14 protein-coding genes are annotated in these 17,486 nt (G+C 69.7%); 8 read left to right on the plus strand and 6 right to left on the minus strand.

All coding sequences use genetic code 11. From position 1 onward, the window contains the following. Nucleotides 1–107: 107 nt before the first annotated feature. Together Pka01_RS14935 and Pka01_RS14940 are read left to right on the plus strand one after the other, a co-directional pair. Complete coding sequence (locus Pka01_RS14935; protein WP_239114998.1) at nt 108–1,796, plus strand: serine/threonine-protein kinase; 1,689 nt, start codon at nt 108–110, stop codon at nt 1,794–1,796. After that, on the plus strand, nt 1,793–3,226 hold the full coding sequence (locus tag Pka01_RS14940; protein ID WP_203883342.1) for an FG-GAP repeat protein: 1,434 nt from the start codon (nt 1,793–1,795) through the stop codon (nt 3,224–3,226). Before Pka01_RS14935 ends, Pka01_RS14940 begins: the two co-directional genes overlap by 4 nt. Before the next feature lies 1 nt (nt 3,227). On the opposite strand, the gene Pka01_RS14945 is transcribed toward Pka01_RS14940, so the two are convergent. The 3 genes from Pka01_RS14945 to Pka01_RS14955 form a co-directional block, all read right to left on the minus strand. Then, on the minus strand, nt 3,228–4,082 hold the full coding sequence (locus Pka01_RS14945; protein ID WP_203883343.1) for a TatD family hydrolase: 855 nt from the start codon (nt 4,080–4,082) through the stop codon (nt 3,228–3,230). A 504-nt stretch (nt 4,083–4,586) separates the two neighbouring features. Beyond that, nucleotides 4,587–6,368, minus strand: a complete 1,782-nt coding sequence (gene metG / locus Pka01_RS14950) for a methionine--tRNA ligase (RefSeq protein ID WP_203883344.1) — start codon at nt 6,366–6,368, stop codon at nt 4,587–4,589. 149 nt (nt 6,369–6,517) lie between these two features. After that, nucleotides 6,518–7,738 (minus strand): glycosyltransferase family 2 protein, encoded by a 1,221-nt coding sequence (locus Pka01_RS14955; protein ID WP_203883345.1) that lies wholly within the window; start codon nt 7,736–7,738, stop codon nt 6,518–6,520. A 95-nt stretch (nt 7,739–7,833) separates the two neighbouring features. On the opposite strand from Pka01_RS14955, the gene Pka01_RS14960 reads away from it, so the two are divergent. After that, the gene (locus tag Pka01_RS14960; protein ID WP_203883346.1) at nt 7,834–9,525 is read left to right on the plus strand and encodes a hypothetical protein; all 1,692 of its coding nucleotides are present in this window, start codon (nt 7,834–7,836) and stop codon (nt 9,523–9,525) included. A gap of 17 nt (nt 9,526–9,542) precedes the next feature. Here the strand turns inward: Pka01_RS14960 and rsmI are convergent, their stop codons facing one another. Further along, complete coding sequence (rsmI, locus tag Pka01_RS14965) at nt 9,543–10,364, minus strand: 16S rRNA (cytidine(1402)-2'-O)-methyltransferase (protein ID WP_203883347.1); 822 nt, start codon at nt 10,362–10,364, stop codon at nt 9,543–9,545. Nucleotides 10,365–10,471: 107 nt separating this feature from the next. Between rsmI and Pka01_RS14970 the strand changes: the two genes are divergently transcribed. The 4 genes from Pka01_RS14970 to Pka01_RS14985 all read left to right on the plus strand — a co-directional run bounded on the left by Pka01_RS14970 (nt 10,472) and on the right by Pka01_RS14985 (nt 15,171). Continuing rightward, a complete protein-coding gene (locus Pka01_RS14970; protein WP_373318145.1) occupies nt 10,472–12,082 on the plus strand; it encodes a dolichyl-phosphate-mannose--protein mannosyltransferase in 1,611 nt (536 codons plus the stop codon). An 85-nt stretch (nt 12,083–12,167) separates the two neighbouring features. Then, nucleotides 12,168–13,466: a hypothetical protein gene (locus Pka01_RS14975; RefSeq protein ID WP_203883348.1), complete on the plus strand. Its 1,299-nt coding sequence runs from the start codon at nt 12,168–12,170 to the stop codon at nt 13,464–13,466. A 143-nt stretch (nt 13,467–13,609) separates the two neighbouring features. Next, on the plus strand, nt 13,610–14,059 hold the full coding sequence (locus Pka01_RS14980; protein ID WP_239114999.1) for a DivIVA domain-containing protein: 450 nt from the start codon (nt 13,610–13,612) through the stop codon (nt 14,057–14,059). A gap of 65 nt (nt 14,060–14,124) precedes the next feature. Further along, nucleotides 14,125–15,171: a phosphotransferase enzyme family protein gene (locus tag Pka01_RS14985; RefSeq protein ID WP_203883350.1), complete on the plus strand. Its 1,047-nt coding sequence runs from the start codon at nt 14,125–14,127 to the stop codon at nt 15,169–15,171. 8 nt (nt 15,172–15,179) lie between these two features. Here the strand turns inward: Pka01_RS14985 and Pka01_RS14990 are convergent, their stop codons facing one another. Next, nucleotides 15,180–16,058 carry a hypothetical protein gene (locus tag Pka01_RS14990; RefSeq protein ID WP_203883351.1) on the minus strand — a complete coding sequence of 293 codons (879 nt, stop codon included), beginning with the start codon at nt 16,056–16,058 and terminating at the stop codon, nt 15,180–15,182. Further along, nucleotides 16,055–16,375, minus strand: a complete 321-nt coding sequence (locus Pka01_RS14995; RefSeq protein WP_203883352.1) for a PadR family transcriptional regulator — start codon at nt 16,373–16,375, stop codon at nt 16,055–16,057. Before Pka01_RS14995 ends, Pka01_RS14990 begins: the two co-directional genes overlap by 4 nt. Nucleotides 16,376–16,490: 115 nt before the next feature. On the opposite strand from Pka01_RS14995, the gene Pka01_RS15000 reads away from it, so the two are divergent. Further along, on the plus strand, nt 16,491–17,432 hold the full coding sequence (locus Pka01_RS15000) for an amidohydrolase family protein (protein WP_203883353.1): 942 nt from the start codon (nt 16,491–16,493) through the stop codon (nt 17,430–17,432). Nucleotides 17,433–17,486 lie beyond the last annotated feature (54 nt).

Below are 17,486 nucleotides of genomic sequence, written 5' to 3' on the forward strand. Positions count from 1 at the left end.
ACAGGTCGATTGGCCAGGCGGATGATCACGCAGGAACTTGCCCCGATGGGGCAATCCGCCCCGCCTTCGGCGTCGAACCCGCCATATACCGAAAGGGGCGGACAGACGTGGACGACGTACTCACGGTCAAGATCGACAGAAACCGGTCCCCGCGACCCCCCGGCGCCGAGCCGCTCCGACCGGGCGATCCACCGGTCATCGGCCCCTACCGGCTGCTGGGCAGGCTCGGCGAGGGAGGGATGGGAACCGTCTACCTCGCCCTGGCCCCCACGGGCCGGATGGTCGCGGTGAAGGTGGTCAAGGCCGAGTTCACGCAGGACGAGAGCTTCGCCGCCAGGTTCCACGCGGAAGTGGACAACGCCCGCAAGGTGGCCTCGTTCTGCACGGCCCAGGTGCTGGACAACGGCGACGCCGAGGACGGCCGGCCGTACATGGTCACCGAGTACATCGCCGGGGTGCCGCTGTCGCGGCAGATCGCCATGTACGGCCCGCTGGAGCCGGGGGCGCTCACCGGGGTCGCGCTCGGCGTGACGGCGGCGCTGGCCGCCATCCACGTGGCGGGACTCGTCCACCGCGACCTCAAGCCCGCGAACGTGATCCTGTCCATCTCGGGACCACGGGTGATCGACTTCGGGATCTCCCGTGCCCTCGACGCCACGCACGGCTTCACGCGGGCGGGCGAACTTCTCGGAAGCCCCGGTTGGTGGGCTCCCGAGCAGGTCCGCGGCGACGAGGTGACCCAGGCGTCGGACGTCTTCGCATGGGGCTGCCTGGTCGCCTATGCGGGGAGCGGCCGCCGTCCCTACGGCGACGGCGACGCGCTGGCCCTGGTAGCCCGCGCGCTCAACAGCCGTCCTGACCTGGGATCTCTGCCCGCCCCGCTCGACGAGCTCACCCGTCGCGCCACCCACCCGGATCCCTCTCGCCGGCCCAGCGCGCAGGACCTGCTCATCGCGCTCGTCGGCGGGGTCGCGAGCGCCCCGGCGCATCCGATCTCCGCCGGCGTCGTGGCGCCTGCCGCAGAAGCATTCGCCGTGGACTCGCCACCCACGCGGGCTCTGGCGACCGACGATCTGGCCACGGAGGCGCTGGCGGGCGTCTGGGAGCCTCCGGCCGGTGTCACGCAGATCCTCGGCCTGCCCTCCGCTGACCCGGCGCCTGCCGACGCGGAGCCGGCCAAGGCAGGGCTTGCCGGGGGCGCCGGGGCGTCCCCCGTAGCCGGCGCGCCGTCCCCCGATGCGGAACACGGTGATGCCGTGCGGCGCACCAAGCGGATCCGCGTGCTGGCCGTCGCCGCGTCGGCCGTGATCGCGCTGACCCTCGCCCTTGGCGCGCTGATCACACTGTCCGGCAGCACGACGCGGGGTACGGAAGCGGCCGCCGACACCGTCACGCCCTCTCCCGCGAGCACGGCCGCGGTGGCGAAGGCGCCCGCCGCCGACTCGGACGTCGGCAGGCGACTGCTGCTCGCGGGATCCGACACGCAACTCCTCGTGCCGCAGCAACCGCGCTGCGGGCTGACCACCTACGAGGACATCACCAGCGCTCGCGGCGGCCTGTGCCTCGTCCGCTGGACGATGGTGAACCTGGGCGGCGATCTGGCGCCGATCGGCACCACGCCCCCGCGCCTCGTCGACGACGCGGGCGGCGAGTATCCCGCAGACGAGGCCTCGACGCTCCCGCCCACGGCCCTCGTGCCGGGCGGCAAGGTCGACGGAGTCCTGATCTTCGATCTCCCGTCCCGCCGTACGCCCGTGAAACTGGTCCTCGCCGACGATCTGGAGGTGCGGCTATGAGGCTCCTGCGCACAGTCCCCGCGGCCCTGATCCTGCTCACCGGGTTGATCATCCCTGGTACGGCTTTCGCCAAGGACGGCTGCTCGTCGGCCGGCGCGGCCGACTTCAACGGCGACGGGCTCGACGACGCCGTCGTGGCGGACCCGTTCGCCGACGTCCAGGGCAAGGAGGGTGCGGGAGTCGTCCACGTCCTGCTCGGCGGTGGACGGTCCGGCGTCCTGGTGCTCCAGAGTCCCGACGCCGCCTCCGGCGACGGCTTCGGATGGTCCGTACGGACCGCCCACGTCGACGGCGACCGATGCCTGGACGTGGTGGTCGGCGCGCCGTACAGCGACGGGGAGGGCAGCAAGGACGCCGGAATGGCCTATGTGTTCCACGGCACGCAGAGCGGCCTGCCCAAGGTCACGCGGCTCCTCCCAGAAAGGCAGCCGAACGCCCACTTCGGCTGGTCGCTCGCGGCGGCCGAATCGCCTACGGGCGGCGCGCTCGTCGCCGTCGGAGAGCCCCATGCCGACAGCGACGGTGTGAGCGATTCTGGCGCGGTCCACCTGTTCGAGGTGGGCGACACCGCGAAGGCATCGGCGATCATCACGCAGGAATCCGAGGGAGTGCCAGGCAACGGCGAGATCGGCGACATGTACGGCTGGGCTCTCGCCCTCGGCCACATCGGCGGCCGGCCCGGCGACCTCGACCTGGCCGTCGGAGTGCCGTTCGAGAACGACGACGGCTCCGGCAAGCAGGTGGCCTCGGGGCGGGCGGACGCCGGCGCGGTCGGAGTCGTCTTCGACGTGCAGACCGCGCGAGGCCGCTACTCCGGCACGGCTTTGGGTCTCCAGGGGGACCAGCGCTCGAACGGCCGGTTCGGCTATGCCCTGGACTACGCCGAGTGGCGGGGCGACGGCTTTCTCGCGGCGAGCGCGCCGCGTGCCGCTGGGGGCTCGGGAATCGTGGAGCTGTTCGTCAGGAAGGGCGCGGGAGAGGTGTCGCCGCTGGAGACCGTCCAGGCGGAATCCGGCGACCTCGGCGGCTGGAGCCTCGCCTTCTGGAACCCCAAGGACTCCCTGTCTCTGGCGATCGGCTCCCGGATGACGTCCGTACGCGATCCCGGGACGTCAGGTGTGCTGCGACCCCTTCTCTCGTCCGGCTCCGTGCCCCTCGCGAACGCCGGCGCGTACGTGCACGTCGGTGCGTTCATGCACGACGGCACGTCCGTCAGCGACATCGGGGGCAGGAGCGCGTTCGAGCCGGGCGCGGGCCTGCTCGTGGGCCTGCCGGACGCGGGGCCGGCCGGGTCCGTCGCCGTCCTCGGCGCAGACGCCTCGGTGTCTGGCGGCCCAGGACAGATCAACGAAGACGCCCCGGCGTATCGCGGCCCAGGGCGGATCGACGGAGGCGCCTCCGCCGACTTCGGCGCGGCCGTCGCCGGCTGAGTCACCAGGCGCCGAACGCGGCCTCGCCGTTGGCGCTGATGGCGGCGGCCAGGTCACGGACGTCCGCGCCCTTGACCTCGGCCAGGCAGCGGAGGGTCAGCGGGATGAGGTAGGGGGCGTTCGGCTTGCCCCGGTGAGGCACGGGCGGCAGGTAGGGGGCGTCGGTCTCGACCAGCATGAGCTCAAGGGGCGCGACGCCAGCCGCCTCCCGCAGGTATCCGGCGTTCTTGTAGGTCACCGGCCCGGAGAAGGACATGAAGTATCCGGCGTCCGAGCAGCGCTTGGCCAGCTCGGCGTCCCCCGAGAAGCTATGAAAAATCACGACATCAGGAGCGCCTTCTTCGGCGAGAACCCGGAGAACATCGTCATGAGCTTCGCGATCATGGATGACCAGAGCCTTGCCCGTCCGCTTGGCGATCTCGATGTGCGCGCGGAAGCTCGCCTGCTGCTCGTCGCGGGAGGCCCAGTCGCGGAAGTAGTCGAGACCGGTCTCCCCCACCGCCCGGACGTGCGGGAGGCGCGCCAGCTCCTCGATCTCACCGAGGACCTCAGGGGTGGACGCGTGGGCCTCGTTGGGGTGGATCGCCACGCCCGCGTAGACGTCGTCGTGATCCGCCGCCGTCGCGGCGTTCCAGTGGGAGGACCGCAGGTCGTACCCGACCGTCACAAGCCTGGTGACACCCACGGACCTGGCCTGTTCGAGGATCGCCCTGACGGAGGCGCCGACTGTCTGAGCCGCCTGGGCCACCGGGTCACCCGAGGACGCCTGCCTCTCGCCGACCATGATGTCGAGATGGCAGTGGCTGTCGAACACCTCACCCGGCAGGCCTTCGGGCACCGGCGGAATCCCATTCACGCCCCCAAACCCTACCCGCCCCCCTCAGCAAACCTTTCGCGTGATCATGCACAGGCTCGGCGAAGTGCGGCCCGACCAGCCCCAACCCCGTCCGTGATCATGCACACATTCGGAGAAACGTGCGCCCACCTGGACCGCTTCACTTCGTGATCATGCACTCTTTCGCGGATCGGTAGCCCGATCAGCGGCGACATGGTTCGTGACCATGCAGTCCCGAGTGCCAGATCACGAACAATGTTTCCGCTGGTCACCGCGCACGTCGACGAGTCCGTGCATGATCACGAAATGAATCCGCGCAGGTCAGACCGGCCGTACGCGAACCCGCGCATGATCACGGACGGGGTTGGGGCTGGTCAGGTCACACCCTGCCGAACCTGTGCATGATCACACACAAGGCTGGGGCTGGTCAGGCCTGCCACGCCCGAGTCCGTGCATGATCACACACAAGGTTGGGGCTGGTCGGGCTTGCCATGCGCGAGTCTGTGCATGATCACGAGAGGGGGGTCAGGACTCCAGGCGGGACAGTTCTTCGTCGACGACCTTGTTGTCGAGCTTGGCGAACAGCGGCGTCGGCGGAGCCAGGGGCACCCCGGCCTTGATCGGACGGTGCTCCCACTTGGCCGCCCCGTCGTATTCACCCGTGATGACCGGGTACGACGGGCCGCCGTCCTCGTCGACCTCGCGGATCTCCGGCATGCCGGACCACACGCCCTCGCCTCCGAGCATCTCGAAGATCTTGTTCGACGAGGTGGGGACGAACGGGGTGAGCAGGGTCTTGACGTCGTCCACGATCTGCAGGGCCACGTGCAGGATCGACCCCTGTCGTCCAGGATCGTCCTTGATCTTCCACGGCTCCTGCTCGGCGAGGTACTTGTTCGCCTCGCGCACCACGTCGAACGCCTCGGTGACGGCGTTCTTGAACCGCGACCGCTGGAGCTCTCCCCCGACGGCCGTGAAAGCCGTACGGGACCTTTCCAGCAGTGCGCGGTCGGCGTCGGTCAGGTGGACGGCCTCCGGGATCGCGCCGAAGTTCCTGGCGGCCATGGAGATCGACCGGTTGACCAGGTTGCCCCAGGCGGCGACCAGTTCGCCGTTGTTGCGGTTGACGAACTCCGACCAGGTGAAGTCGGTGTCCTGGTTCTCCGGACCGGCGACGGCGATGTAGTAGCGCAGGGCGTCAGCCGAGTAACGCTCGAGGAAGTCGCGGACGTAGATCACGACCTGGCGCGACGAGGAGAACTTCCGGCCCTCCATGGTCAGGAACTCGCTCGAGACCACCTCGGACGGCAGGGCGAGCTTCCCGAGCGGTCCCGGCGTGCCGCCCCTGGCGCCCTGGCCGTTGTAGCCGAGGAGCATCGCCGGCCAGATCTCCGAGTGGAAGACGATGTTGTCCTTGCCCATGAAGTAGTAGCCCCGAGCGTCGGGGTTCTGCCACCACTGCCGCCAGGCGTCCGGGTCTCCGCTGCGCCGCGCCCACTCGATGGACGCCGACAGGTAGCCGATGACCGCGTCGAACCACACGTAGAGCCGCTTGTCCGAACGGTCGCTCCAGCCGTCCAGCGGGATGGGGACGCCCCAGTCGAGGTCGCGGGTGATCGCCCGCGGCTGGAGGTCGCCGAGCAGGTTGAGCGAGAACTTCAGCACGTTGGGCCGCCACTCGCCCTGCTTGGACTGCAGGTAGGTGCCCAGCGCGTCGGCGAAGGCCGGCAGGTCCAGCATGAAGTGCTCGGTCTCGACGAACGCCGGCGTCTCGCCGTTGATCCGCGACCGCGGGTTGATCAGGTCGATCGGGTCGAGCTGGTTGCCGCAGTTGTCGCACTGGTCGCCGCGGGCGCCGTCGTAGCCGCAGATCGGGCAGGTGCCCTCGATGTACCGGTCCGGCAGGGTACGGCCGGTCGACGGGGAGACCGCCCCCATCGTGGTCTTGGGGAAGATGTAGCCGTTCTTGTGGAGACCCAGGAAGATCTCCTGCGCCACGGCGTAGTGGTTCTTCGTCGTGGTCCGGGTGAACAGGTCGTAGGACAGGCCCAGCGCGGTGAGGTCCTCCGCGATGACGCGGTTGTACCGGTCGGCGAGCTGGCGGGCGGTGACGCCCTCGTTGTCGGCCTGCACCTGGATCGGCGTGCCGTGCTCGTCGGTGCCGGAGACCATCAGCACCTTGTTGCCCGCCATCCGCTGGTAGCGGCTGAAAACGTCGGAGGGCACCCCGAAGCCGGAGACGTGCCCGATGTGACGAGGACCGTTGGCGTACGGCCAGGCGACGGCGGTCAAGATGTGCTGGGACATGCCCACAAGCCTAGAGCCCTCCCGGCGCGGCCTCACACCGGTTTCCCCGACCATCGGCCGCAGACCCTCGTACAGCACGGCCCTCAAGCCGCGGCGCGTAGCCTCCGTACGGCGTGGCCTCGGACCGTACCCCCGCGTACGGCGTGGCCTCAGGCCTCGGCGTGCGTGCGGCTGAGGGCCTCGGCGGCCTCCTCCGCGGCGGACGCGGCGATGTCGGTCGGCGTCTCGCGGGACCGGCGGATGCCGAGGATACTGATGAACAGCGACGCGAAGATCGTCTGGAAGCTCATGATGAACGCGGTCGCGGACGGCACCACCAGGCGCAGCGACTCCGCCGGGATCAGCTCGCCGAAGCCGCGGCCGCCCCAGTGCACCAGGGACGCCACCAGGCCGCCGAGACCGGCGATGGCCAGCAGGCCGCCGGCGAGCAGGCCCTTCTCCAGCGTGACGATGTCGACGAGCTTCCTGATCCGCCGGTCCTCCGGCAGGAAGCCCTCCTCCGCGGCGTACACCTTTGTGAACAGCGCGAACAGGACTGCCTGGAACCCGATCACGACGATCGCCGACGCGCCGACCAGGGTGTCGACGTCGAAGGCCAGGTTGCCGATGCGGACCGGGCCGAAGGTCAGCGCGGCGCCGGCGAGCAGGCCGAGGGTCATCAGCGCGAGCCCCGGGATGAAGAACAGCCAGCGGGGGCTGTACAGCAGCAGGAAGCGCAGGTGGCGCCAGCCGTCACGCCAGGACCGCAGGTGCGGGGGGCGGGAGCGGCCGTCGGGCGACAGCGTGGTCGGGACCTCGCGGACGTCGAGGCCCTGGAGCGTGGACTTGACGACGACCTCGGAGGCGAACTCCATGCCGCCGGTCTGCAGGCCCAGCCGCAGGATCGAGTCGCGGCGGAAGCCCCGCAGGCCGCAGTGGAAGTCGCCGATGGCGCTCGGGAAGAACAGCCGCCCGACGAACGACAACACCGGGTTGCCCAGGTACCGGTGGAGCGGGGGCATCGCGCCCGGCGCGATGCCGCCCTTGAACCGGTTGCCCATGACGAGCTCCGCGCCGTCACGCAGCTGCTCGACGAACGGCATCAGGTTCGTGAAGTCGTAGGAGTCGTCGGCGTCGCCCATGATGACGTACTTGCCGCGGGCGGCCCGGATTCCGCCCATGAGGGCGTTGCCGTAGCCCTTCTCCGCAATGTGCACCACGCGGGCCCCGGCATCCCGCGCGAGCTGCTGCGATCCGTCGGTGCTGCCGTTGTCGGCGATCACCACCTCGCCGTCTATCCCATGCTCACGCATGCAGGCCACGGCCTTGCGAACGCATGTCTCGACGGTCTCGGCCTCGTTGAGGCACGGCATGACGACGGTCAGCTCCACGTCGCAACTCCTTGCATATGACGGCAGGACACCATGATGCCCGCTTCCCTCAGGTGCCCGAGTCAAGTCCACAAAAGGGCTGGCATTCTGTAACCATGGTCGCGGTCGCGGAACCACCGGTTGTGGACGCCTCCCCAGTCACCCGATGGGGGCGTCTTCTCGCTTTTCTGCGCCGACACAGGATATTCGCCGTCGCGGTCGGTCTGGCGGCACTGCTGCGGATCATCACGATGCTGGGCTTCGGCCCGGCCATGTGGTTCAACGACTCCTACGACTACATCTCGGTGGCCCTGCGCCCCCGGCCGCATCCGATCCGCCCGGACGGCTACGGGTTCTGGCTCCTGATCCTGCGCCCGCTGCACAGCCTGGCGCTGGTCGCGTTCACCCAGCACCTGATGGGAATCGCAGCAGGTGTACTGATCTATGCCCTTCTGACCAAGAAATTTGGCATCCCAGGCTGGGGGGCGACGCTCGCCGCGGCGCCGATCCTGTTCGACGCCTACCAGATCCAGCTCGAGCAGCTGGTCATGTCGGACGCGATGTTCATCCTGCTCGTCGTCGGCGTGATCACGCTGGTCCTGTGGCACCGGACGATGCCGTGGCGGGTGGGCGCGGTCGTCGGGGTCCTGCTGGCGTTGACGGCCCTGACGCGGAGCATCGGGCTGCCGATCCTCGCTCTGGTCGTCGTCTATCTGCTGATCAAGCGAACCGGCTGGAAGCCCATCGTCGCCATGATCATCGCCTGCGCCCTGCCCGTCGGGGCGTACATGGGCTGGTTCAAGGCCGTGAACGGCCAGTTCGCGATGACCAACAGCGACGGAGTGATCCTTTACATGAGGACCTCGCTGTTCGCGGACTGCCACGAGATGAACCTGGACAAGCGCAAGGAGCTCGAGCTCGTCCTCCTGTGCATCAACACCCCGCGCGACAAGCGGGAGCCGTCCGCCCAGGCGTATCTGTGGTGGGACAACGAGAACCAGTTGCACGTCTTCGGCTCGGGCATGAAGTTCACCCCGGAGATCAACGCGAACGCGAGCACCTTCGCGAAGAAGGCGATCCTCTCCCAGCCGGGCGACTATCTCGCGGCCGTGGCCAAGGACTTCTTCCGCGCGTTCCGCTGGGACCGGCCGCAGTTCCCCGACTACAAGACCTACATGCTGTACGAGTTCAGGAACTCGTTCACCCGGGAGCTCCCGAAGTGGAGCTCCTACCACAGCACGACCGACAAGGACGCGGAGGCCTACGAGAACGGCCCGGCGGCGACGCGCGTCGTCGCGCCCTGGTCCGACATCATGATCGGCTACCAGAAGGTCGTGCGGCTCCCCGGACTCGTGCTCGGGCTGCTCCTGCTCGTCGGCCTGTACGGCGTGGCCGTGCGATGGCGTCAGCTCGGCGGGGCCGTCCTGCTGCCCTGGCTCGGCGGGGTCGGCCTGGTCCTGGCCCCGGCCGCGACGGCCGAGTTCGACTACCGCTACCTTCTGCCCGCCGCGCCGCTGGCCTGCATGGCCGCCGCCATCACCATCGCGGGGCTGCGCGAACGCCGGCGACCGGGCGCGACCGACCCCTCGGAGCCGCAACCCGCCGACCCCCGGCCCTCAGAGCCGCGACCCGCCGACCCCCGGCCCTCCGACCCGCAAGCCGTCGATCAACAGCACCACGATCAGCGGCCCGCCGGGTCACGACCCGCCGAACTACAGCACCGCGATCAGCGGCCCGGCAGCGAGGCCGCAGAAGCCACAGAAGTGACACAAGCGACAGAAACGGCGGACGCCGCAGAGCGCCCCTGAGCGCACGGGCTCCGCGCTCAGGAGCCGTGGACCGCGTTGTAGAGCTCCCGCTTGGGGATTCCCGCCGACTTCGCGACGTCGACGATCGCCTGCTTGCGCGGCACCCCGGTCTCCTCGAGCCTGGCCACCTCTCCGACCAGGTCGTCCATCGCCGGCGGTGCCTCCTCCGCCGGCCGCCCCGCGACCACCACGGTGATCTCGCCCCTGACCTCGCCGGCCGCCCACTCGGCCAGTTCGGCGAGCGGGCCCCGCCGTACCTCCTCGTAGGTCTTGGTGAGCTCGCGGCAGACGGCGGCCCGCCGCTCGGGGCCGAACGCCTCCGCCATGGCCTCCAGGGCCGCCCCCAGGCGGTGGGGGGCCTCGAAGAAGACCATCGTGCGCTCCTCACCGGCGAGGGCCGCCAGCCGTCGCGCCCGTTCGCCGGGCTTGCGCGGCGGGAACCCCTCGAAGCAGAAGCGGTCGCTGGGCAGGCCGGAAACGGCCAGCGCGGTCGTGACGGCCGAAGGGCCGGGAAGGGCGGTCACCTGCACTCCGGCCTCGACCGCGAGGCTCGTGAGGCGGTATCCGGGGTCGGAGACGCCCGGCATGCCCGCGTCCGTGATCACGACGACGGTCTGCCCCGCGAGCAGGGCCTCCAGCAGTTCCTTCGCCCGGCCGGTCTCGTTGGCGTCGTAATAGGACACGACCCTGCCGGCGACGGTCACCTCCAGGTCGGCGGCGAGCCGCCGGAACCTGCGCGTGTCCTCCGCCGCGATCACGTCGGCCTCCGCGAGCGCCTCGCGGAGTCTGGGCGAAGCGTCCCCCAATCGACCGATCGGCGCTCCCGCGAGAATAAGCACCCGCTCAGCCTATGACTTCCTGAAACGTTCACACGCGAACGGCCAGATGTTCCCAATCAGCGCGTACGCCATGTTCCGCGCCCACCCTCACCAGTACTCTGTCGCAGGTGGCCGTAACCGACTTCCCATACCAGGCGTTCGAGGAGCCGGACCAGGGGCCGAGTACGGCTTCGCAGGTCTCGCTGCGCGATCGGCTGGTGCCGCCCATGCCCGGGAGCGTGTGGTGGGGCTGGATCGGCCCGATCGTCGTCGCCGTGTTCGGCGCGGTCCTCCGGTTCACCCGGCTCGGGACCCCGCACTCGGTCGTCTTCGACGAGACGTACTACGCGAAGGACGCGTGGGCGATCGCCAAGTACGGCGTCGAACGGCAGTTCGTCGACGGTGCGGACAAGCTGATGCTGTCCGGCGACACCGACATCTTCAAGACGTGCCAGGCGGTGGAGCAGTGCGCCAACTACGTGGTGCACCCGCCGCTCGGCAAGTGGCTCATCGGCCTGGGCGAGCTGATCTTCGGCCTCGACCCGTTCGGCTGGCGTTTCGCCACGGCCCTCATCGGGTCGCTGTCCATCCTGATCCTCGCCAGGGTGGCGCGGCGCATGACGCGCTCGACCCTGCTGGGCTGCCTCGCCGGCTTCCTGCTGTCCCTGGACGGCCTGCACTTCGTATTGTCCCGTACGGCACTGCTGGACATCTTCGTGATGTTCTGGGTGCTGACCGGGTTCGCCTGCCTGGTGGTCGACCGTGACCGCATGCGGGAACGCCTGGCCGTCTGGTACGAATCACGAGAAGACGGCGAGGAGTTCGGCCCGCGCCTCGGCCTTCGTCCCTGGCGGCTGGCCGCCGGGCTCTGCCTGGGCGCGGCGCTGGCCAGCAAGTGGACCGCGGTCTTCTTCATCATCGGCTTCCTGCTGCTGACGATCTTCTGGGACTTCGGCGCGCGGCGGGCCGTCGGACTTCGCCGGCCCTATGCCGGGTCGTTCGTCAGGGACGTTCCACTGGCCGCGGGCTGGATGGCCGTGGTGCCCGGCCTGGTCTACATCCTGTCCTTCACCGGCTGGTTCGTGTCCGACAAGGGCTACGGGCGCGACTGGGCGGAGGCCACCTCCGGCGGCAACCCGTTCTATTTCGTGTACAAGTCCCTGGTCTCGTGGTTCACCTACCAGTCGCAGGTGCTGGGCTTCCACAAGGGCCTGGACGCCACCCACCCGTACCAGTCGCAGCCCTGGCAGTGGCCGCTCCTGCTGCGACCGGTCGCGTTCTTCTACGAGTCGCCGACGAACTGCGGGGCGTCGTCGTGTTCCTGGGCCGTGCTCGGGACGGGGACGCCGGTGATCTGGTTCGGCGCCGTGGCGGCCCTCATCGCGATGATCGCCTGGTACGTGTCGACCCGTGACTGGCGCGCGGGCGCGGTGCTGCTGGCCTACGCGGCCGGTTGGCTGCCGTGGTTCTACTTCGCCATCTTCAACCACCGGACGATGTTCCTGTTCTACGCCCTGCCGATGGTTCCGTTCATGGTCCTGGCCATCGTCCTGGCCTGCGGGCTCATGATCGGCCGGGGGGACGCCAGGCCTGCGCGGCGGGTGGTCGGAACGGTGTTCGCGGGTGGGTTCGTCCTGCTCGCCCTGGTCAACTTCTGGTGGCTCTACCCCATCCTTTCGGCCCAGATCGTGCCATATGACGTATGGCACGCACGAATGCTCTTCCCGTCGTGGATCTGACCTTCCGTATCGTTGGTCGCAGGGGTGGTCACCAGTGAGGCATGGTCGTCGTCAACGATGGGTCGCATACGGCAGACTTCGAGTCATGCCCGCACCTGACGTGGCCGCTCTCCTCGCGGAACTGGAGCGCGCCGAGCCGGACACCGCCGACGCGGCACGGGTGGCCGTCGAATGGCTGACCGGCGGCGAAGCGCTGGAGACCATCAGCCAGCTCGATGTGTGCGAGTTCCTCTGGTACACGTTGCCGATCAAGGTCTCAGGTGACCGGCCGACCATCGCCCGGGCGCTCGGCGAGCTCCTCCGCCTCGGCGGACTGGGCCGGTACGCCGCGTTGTGCGACTCCCCTGTGACGGCTGAAATCCTGCGGGTCTACGCCCGGGACGGCGAGGAGGCCGGCGCCGCCGCCTACCACCAGGCGCTGGAGGAGACGGGGGTCCTGCCGCCCAACGTCGCGGAGCTGTCCTGGAGCTCGATCATGGGGCCGGAGGAGCTGGGCGCCCACCTCGCCTGCGCCGCCGCGCTGGAGCTGGCCATCGTGTCGGGCGACCCGGTCGACCGCGGAACGCTGACCACCCGCTGGCTGACCTCTCCCCGCTCCGAGCTGGGCGGCGACTGCTGGCTGCACCGCGTCCACGGGGAGCGGCTCAACCGCTGGGTCCTCGGGCGCGGCAGCGCCCGCCGCGAGTTGGCCCAGCCCTTCGAGGTGCGGCTGCACGCCCCCGTGGCGGCGCCGTCCGGGACGTGCTTCGAGCCGCTCCGCTGGCTGCTGGCCCTCGCCGTGAACGGCGTGCCGCTGACGGAGAGGTCCAACCTCACCCGGGCGCTCGTCCTCGACGCCGTCGACCGTTTCGGCTGGGACGCCATGTCCACGCGGTCGGTGCGGAGCGAGGCCGACGTCCCCGCGCTGACCACGCTCAAGGAGATCGCCGTCCACGAGCTCGGGGCGCTGAGCCGTACGGGCCGGCGGCTCGAGCTGACACCCGTGGGACGCGCGCTGCTCGACGACCCGGTGGCGCTGTGGACGGAGGCGGCCCCCACGCTGCTGCTCCCGGCCCGGGGCGAGCACGACTTCGAGGTCTCCATCCGCGAGTCGGCTCTGATGCTGCTCGTGGACAACGGGCCGCTGCCCTACCGCGAGCTGAGCGAGCGCGTCGCCGACGTCGTCAACGGCGAGGGATGGCGCACGGCCGAAGGCGGCCAGGTCGCGCCGCCCGACCTGGCGGCGCCGCTCGGCGAGCTCCAGCGCCGTCTCGACGCCCTCGCCCTGCGCGCCGACTGCTCGTGGGACGCACCGTGGCGGCTGACCGGGGCGGGACGGTCCGCCGCGCTGGCCGCCCTGCGCGCCCGCGCCCTGCGGCCCCGCCAGTACGCCGGGATGGGCTGAACCATCACCGAAAGATCCAAAACCGTACAATCCGATCATTTCGCAAACGTCGATGCGACGGGTGTGGAACCATCGTGCTCGCACCGCGCGAGCGGGATGAGAGTCGTCATCGCCCCTATGGCGGAGAGATGGGCCGGTCATCTATGAGTGAGCGATTCGACGTGGTCCTGCGGGGTTATGACCGGAAGCAGGTGGACGCGTTCTTCGAGCGTCTCGACGCTGACGCGGTCACCGCCGAAGAAGTGCGCAGGCCGCCGTTCCGGGTGGCGATGGTGGGCTACGACCGGCACCAGGTGTGGGACGCCGTCGAGGACCGTGTCGCGGCCCCGGCCGACGAACTCGGAGGGCACGTCGTGCATCCCGTGTCGTCCTCGTCCGACGAGACCTACGGCAAGGAGTTCGACCTGGTCCTGCGGGGCTACGACCGCCACCAGGTCAATGTGGTCCTCTCGCGGGTCGAGGCGGGCACCATCACCGCCGAAGAGTTGCGCCAGACCTCGTTCAAGGTCGCGATGCGGGGTTACGACCGGCACCAGGTGTGGGACGCCGTCAAGAACTTGGCCGACAAGCTCGACACGCGAACGGAGCAGTAGGCCCGTCCGCCGGGCTCACTGCTCGTGATCATCGATCACCGCGGTCGCGTGGGAGAAGACTTCTCATGAGCGTCGTCGCCCGTGCCCGCAGGCCGTACGAGGAACTCAGCCGCATCGGGCGGATGCGCCGGATGCGGCGACTGGCGGAGGTCGCGGTCGGCGCCTACCCCGTCGAGACCACGCGGATCACCCCGCTGACGCGCGGCTTCAACACGACCTTCCGGGTCGACACCGCCGACGGCGGACGGCACGTCCTCCGGATCCAGCGCACCGGCGGTCCTTCGCCCGAGATGGTCCGCTCCGAGATGACGTGGCTCGCGGCGCTGCGCCGGGACACCGGCCTCGTGGTACCGGAGCCGGTGCCCACCCGCGACGGCGATCTGCTGACCGTCGCGGAAGCCGAAGGCGTCCCCGGGACGCGAAGCTGTGTGCTGTACCGATGGGTCAACGGCAGGTTCGCCGACGACAGGCTGACTCCGGCGCATCTCGAGCGGGTGGGCGCGCTCATGGCGCGCCTGCAGTCGCACGGAGCCGAATTCGCCGCACCCGAGGGGTTCCATCGCGGCGCGGTCGATCACGTCACCTCGTTCGGGCGCACCCAGGACGACGGACTGTCACCCGAGGTGGCCGCGCGCGCCGCGGCCCTCGTCGACGACGTGCATTCATCCGGCGGCGGGCCGATCGTCCAGGCGGTGATCGAGCGGGCCCGGACGGCCCGCGACTCGCTCGGCAGGGATCCTGCGGTGTTCGGGCTGATCCACGCCGATCTCCACCAGGAGAACTACCTGTTCCACCGCGGCGAGGCCCGGGCCATCGACTTCGACGACTGCGGCTACGGGCCGTACGTCTACGACCTCGCGGTGACGCTCAGCGAGCTGAAGCGCAGGCCCGACTATCCGGACCTGCGCTCCGCCCTGCTGTACGGCTACCGCGGGGTCCGTCCGCTGCCCGCGTCGCACGAGCGGCTCATCGACGTCTTCATCGCGCTGCGGGCGGTGCAACTGATGATGTGGACGGTCGAGCACCGAGATCAGCCGATGTTCCGCGAGGCGTGGGCCACGTCGGCGACCCGGACACTGGACTGGTTGAGATCCTTCCTGGACGGCGCCTGAGCCGTCCTTCAGACCTTCTGTCTCGTACGGCGAGCCGCCACGAACGACGCGAGCACGAGCAGGGTGAGCAGGCCCCAGTAGGCGAAGCCCTTTCTGCCGTGCATGGCCAGGTTCTCGCCCAGGTACGTCAGGCCGGGGATCAGATAGAGGGCCGCGGCGAGCGCCCACCTGGCATCCCTGACCGCGATCGTCGCCCAGACCACGGCTCCGAGCACCAGCACCTCGACGCCCGCGCGGAAGAGCATCCACGGCAACATCTCGTCGTAGGAGTGGAAGACGAACTGGAGCCCCCAGCAGAGCGCCGGAATCAGGAGCCACGCCCACGATCGAGCGGGAAGACCCTTTCCTGGCCGCACCGCGAGCACGGCCAGGCCGGCGACGATCACCCAGAAGGGCATCATGTTCGACACCTCGCCGTAGCCGGGACCGAAGTCGGCCACCTGCCACGTGTCGCCATGCAGGACCAGGAAACGGCTCGCATCGAGTGCGGCGATCAGGGCAAGGGGAAGTGCCAGCCGCGCCCATCCACGGATGATCGCCACCATCAGCACGATCGCGCCGAGGGTCCAGATCGGCCGGACGACATACCCCGGGTCCGCCCAGACGTCGATTTTCATCGCGAATGTGGTCGTCGCGACGGCGAGTACGCCCAACTGGAGCCCGTCCGCCCACCAGGGCGCCCCCGCGGCCCTGGCGTTCCTGGCATGGGCGGCGAAACCGCCGGCGATCAGTGCGAAGGCCTCCCTGAGCGAGGGACGCCGCGCCTCAGGGCCTGATGCCGCCATCAGCGTGCTGACGAGCTCCTCGCCGTGCCACTCGCGATAGACCTTGGGATACGCCCTGAGCAGGCTCCGGTAGCGCCGTTCCAGCGCACTCGCGGCGCTCATGCGCCCACCACCGAGATCTGGCCCGTGACGACCCTGGCGGCCTGCTGCAGGCGCACCGCCTCCTGGCGGACGGCGACGACGCCGTCGTCGGTGATCCGGTAGTAACGTCGCGGCCGTCCGTCGACGACCTCTTCCCTGTCCACCACCACCAGGCCAGCCTCAGCGAGCCGGTCGAGCGCGCCGTACAGGGTTCCGACGGCGAGCTTCACCCGCCCGGCGGACTGTTCGCCGGCGCGTTTGATGATCCCGTAGCCGTGAAGCGGAGCTTCGAGAAGTGCGGCGAGTATGAAGTACGTCGCCTCCGTCATCTTGGTCATACAGGGGACCATATATCGGGTCCCGATATATGGTCCACCGGTTTGCGCGGAATGCCACCGGATCCCCACCCCCGGCGGCGGACGGCCTCGGCCGCCCTCGTTAACGTGTGGCGCTATGACGGAGCCGATCAGACGGGTGGTCCCGCTCCCGGACGGTCAGACCGGCGACACCCCGGCGGACGACGTGACGCCCGTGACGGGATTCTGGCGGGCCCTCGGCCTGCCCGGCCTGATCGACGTGCACACCCACTTCATGCCGGAGCGCGTGCTCGCCAAGGTGTGGGCCTACTTCGACGCCGCTGGACCCCTGGTCGGCCGCGAGTGGCCGATCACCTACCGGCTCGCGGAGGAGGACCGGGTCGAGCGCCTCCGCGCCTACGGCCTGCGGGCGTTCACCTCGATGCTCTATCCCCACAAGCCCGACATGGCGGCGTGGCTGAACTCCTGGGCCGCCGACTTCGCCGCCCGCACTCCCGGCTGCCTGCACACCGCGACGTTCTTCCCCGAACCGGACGCCACGCAGTACGTGACGCGTGCCGTCGAGTCGGGCGCCCGCGTATTCAAAGCACATCTCCAGGTGGGCGCCTACGACCCGAACGACCCGCTTCTCGACGACGTCTGGGGGCTGCTCGAGGACGCGGGCATACCGGTCGTGACGCACTGCGGGTCCGGCCCGGCCCCCGGTCCGCACACCGGCCCGGGCCCGATAGCCGCCCTGCTCACCCGGCACCCCCGCCTGCGGCTGGTCATCGCCCACATGGGCACCCCCGAATACGCCGAGTTCCTCGCCCTGGCCGTACGGCACCCGCGGGTCCACCTGGACACGACGATGGCCTTCACGCGTTTCACCGAGGAGACCGCGCCGTTCCCCCGTGAGGCGGTTCCCCTCCTGCTGGACCTCCAGGACCGCATCCTGCTCGGCACCGACTTCCCCAACATCCCCTATCCGTACGGCGAGGCCCTCCAGGCGCTGGCCGACCTGGAACTCGGGGACGACTGGCTGCGCGACGTCTGCCACGACAACGCCGCCAGGCTTTTCACGATCGAACGACCCTGACCGAAGAGGTTTCGCCCTCGAGACTCCGTGCCGCCCCCCGAGATTCCTGGAGCC

Source organism: Planotetraspora kaengkrachanensis, from assembly GCF_016862895.1.
Taxonomy (GTDB): Bacteria; Actinomycetota; Actinomycetes; order Streptosporangiales; family Streptosporangiaceae; genus Planotetraspora; species Planotetraspora kaengkrachanensis.

Bases quoted from the DNA above. Each gene is read 5' to 3' on its own strand.
- Pka01_RS14940 (WP_203883342.1), top strand. From the start codon at position 1,793: ATGAGGCTCCTGCGCACAGTCCCCGCGGCCCTGATCCTGCTCACCGGG.
- metG (WP_203883344.1), bottom strand. From the start codon at position 6,368: ATGTCCCAGCACATCTTGACCGCCGTCGCCTGGCCGTACGCCAACGGT.
- Pka01_RS14960 (WP_203883346.1), top strand. From the start codon at position 7,834: ATGGTCGCGGTCGCGGAACCACCGGTTGTGGACGCCTCCCCAGTCACC.
- Pka01_RS14975 (WP_203883348.1), top strand. From the start codon at position 12,168: ATGCCCGCACCTGACGTGGCCGCTCTCCTCGCGGAACTGGAGCGCGCC.
- Pka01_RS14980 (WP_239114999.1), top strand. From the start codon at position 13,610: ATGAGTGAGCGATTCGACGTGGTCCTGCGGGGTTATGACCGGAAGCAG.
- Pka01_RS14985 (WP_203883350.1), top strand. From the start codon at position 14,125: ATGAGCGTCGTCGCCCGTGCCCGCAGGCCGTACGAGGAACTCAGCCGC.
- Pka01_RS14990 (WP_203883351.1), bottom strand. From the start codon at position 16,058: ATGAGCGCCGCGAGTGCGCTGGAACGGCGCTACCGGAGCCTGCTCAGG.
- Pka01_RS14995 (WP_203883352.1), bottom strand. From the start codon at position 16,375: ATGACCAAGATGACGGAGGCGACGTACTTCATACTCGCCGCACTTCTC.
- Pka01_RS15000 (WP_203883353.1), top strand. From the start codon at position 16,491: ATGACGGAGCCGATCAGACGGGTGGTCCCGCTCCCGGACGGTCAGACC.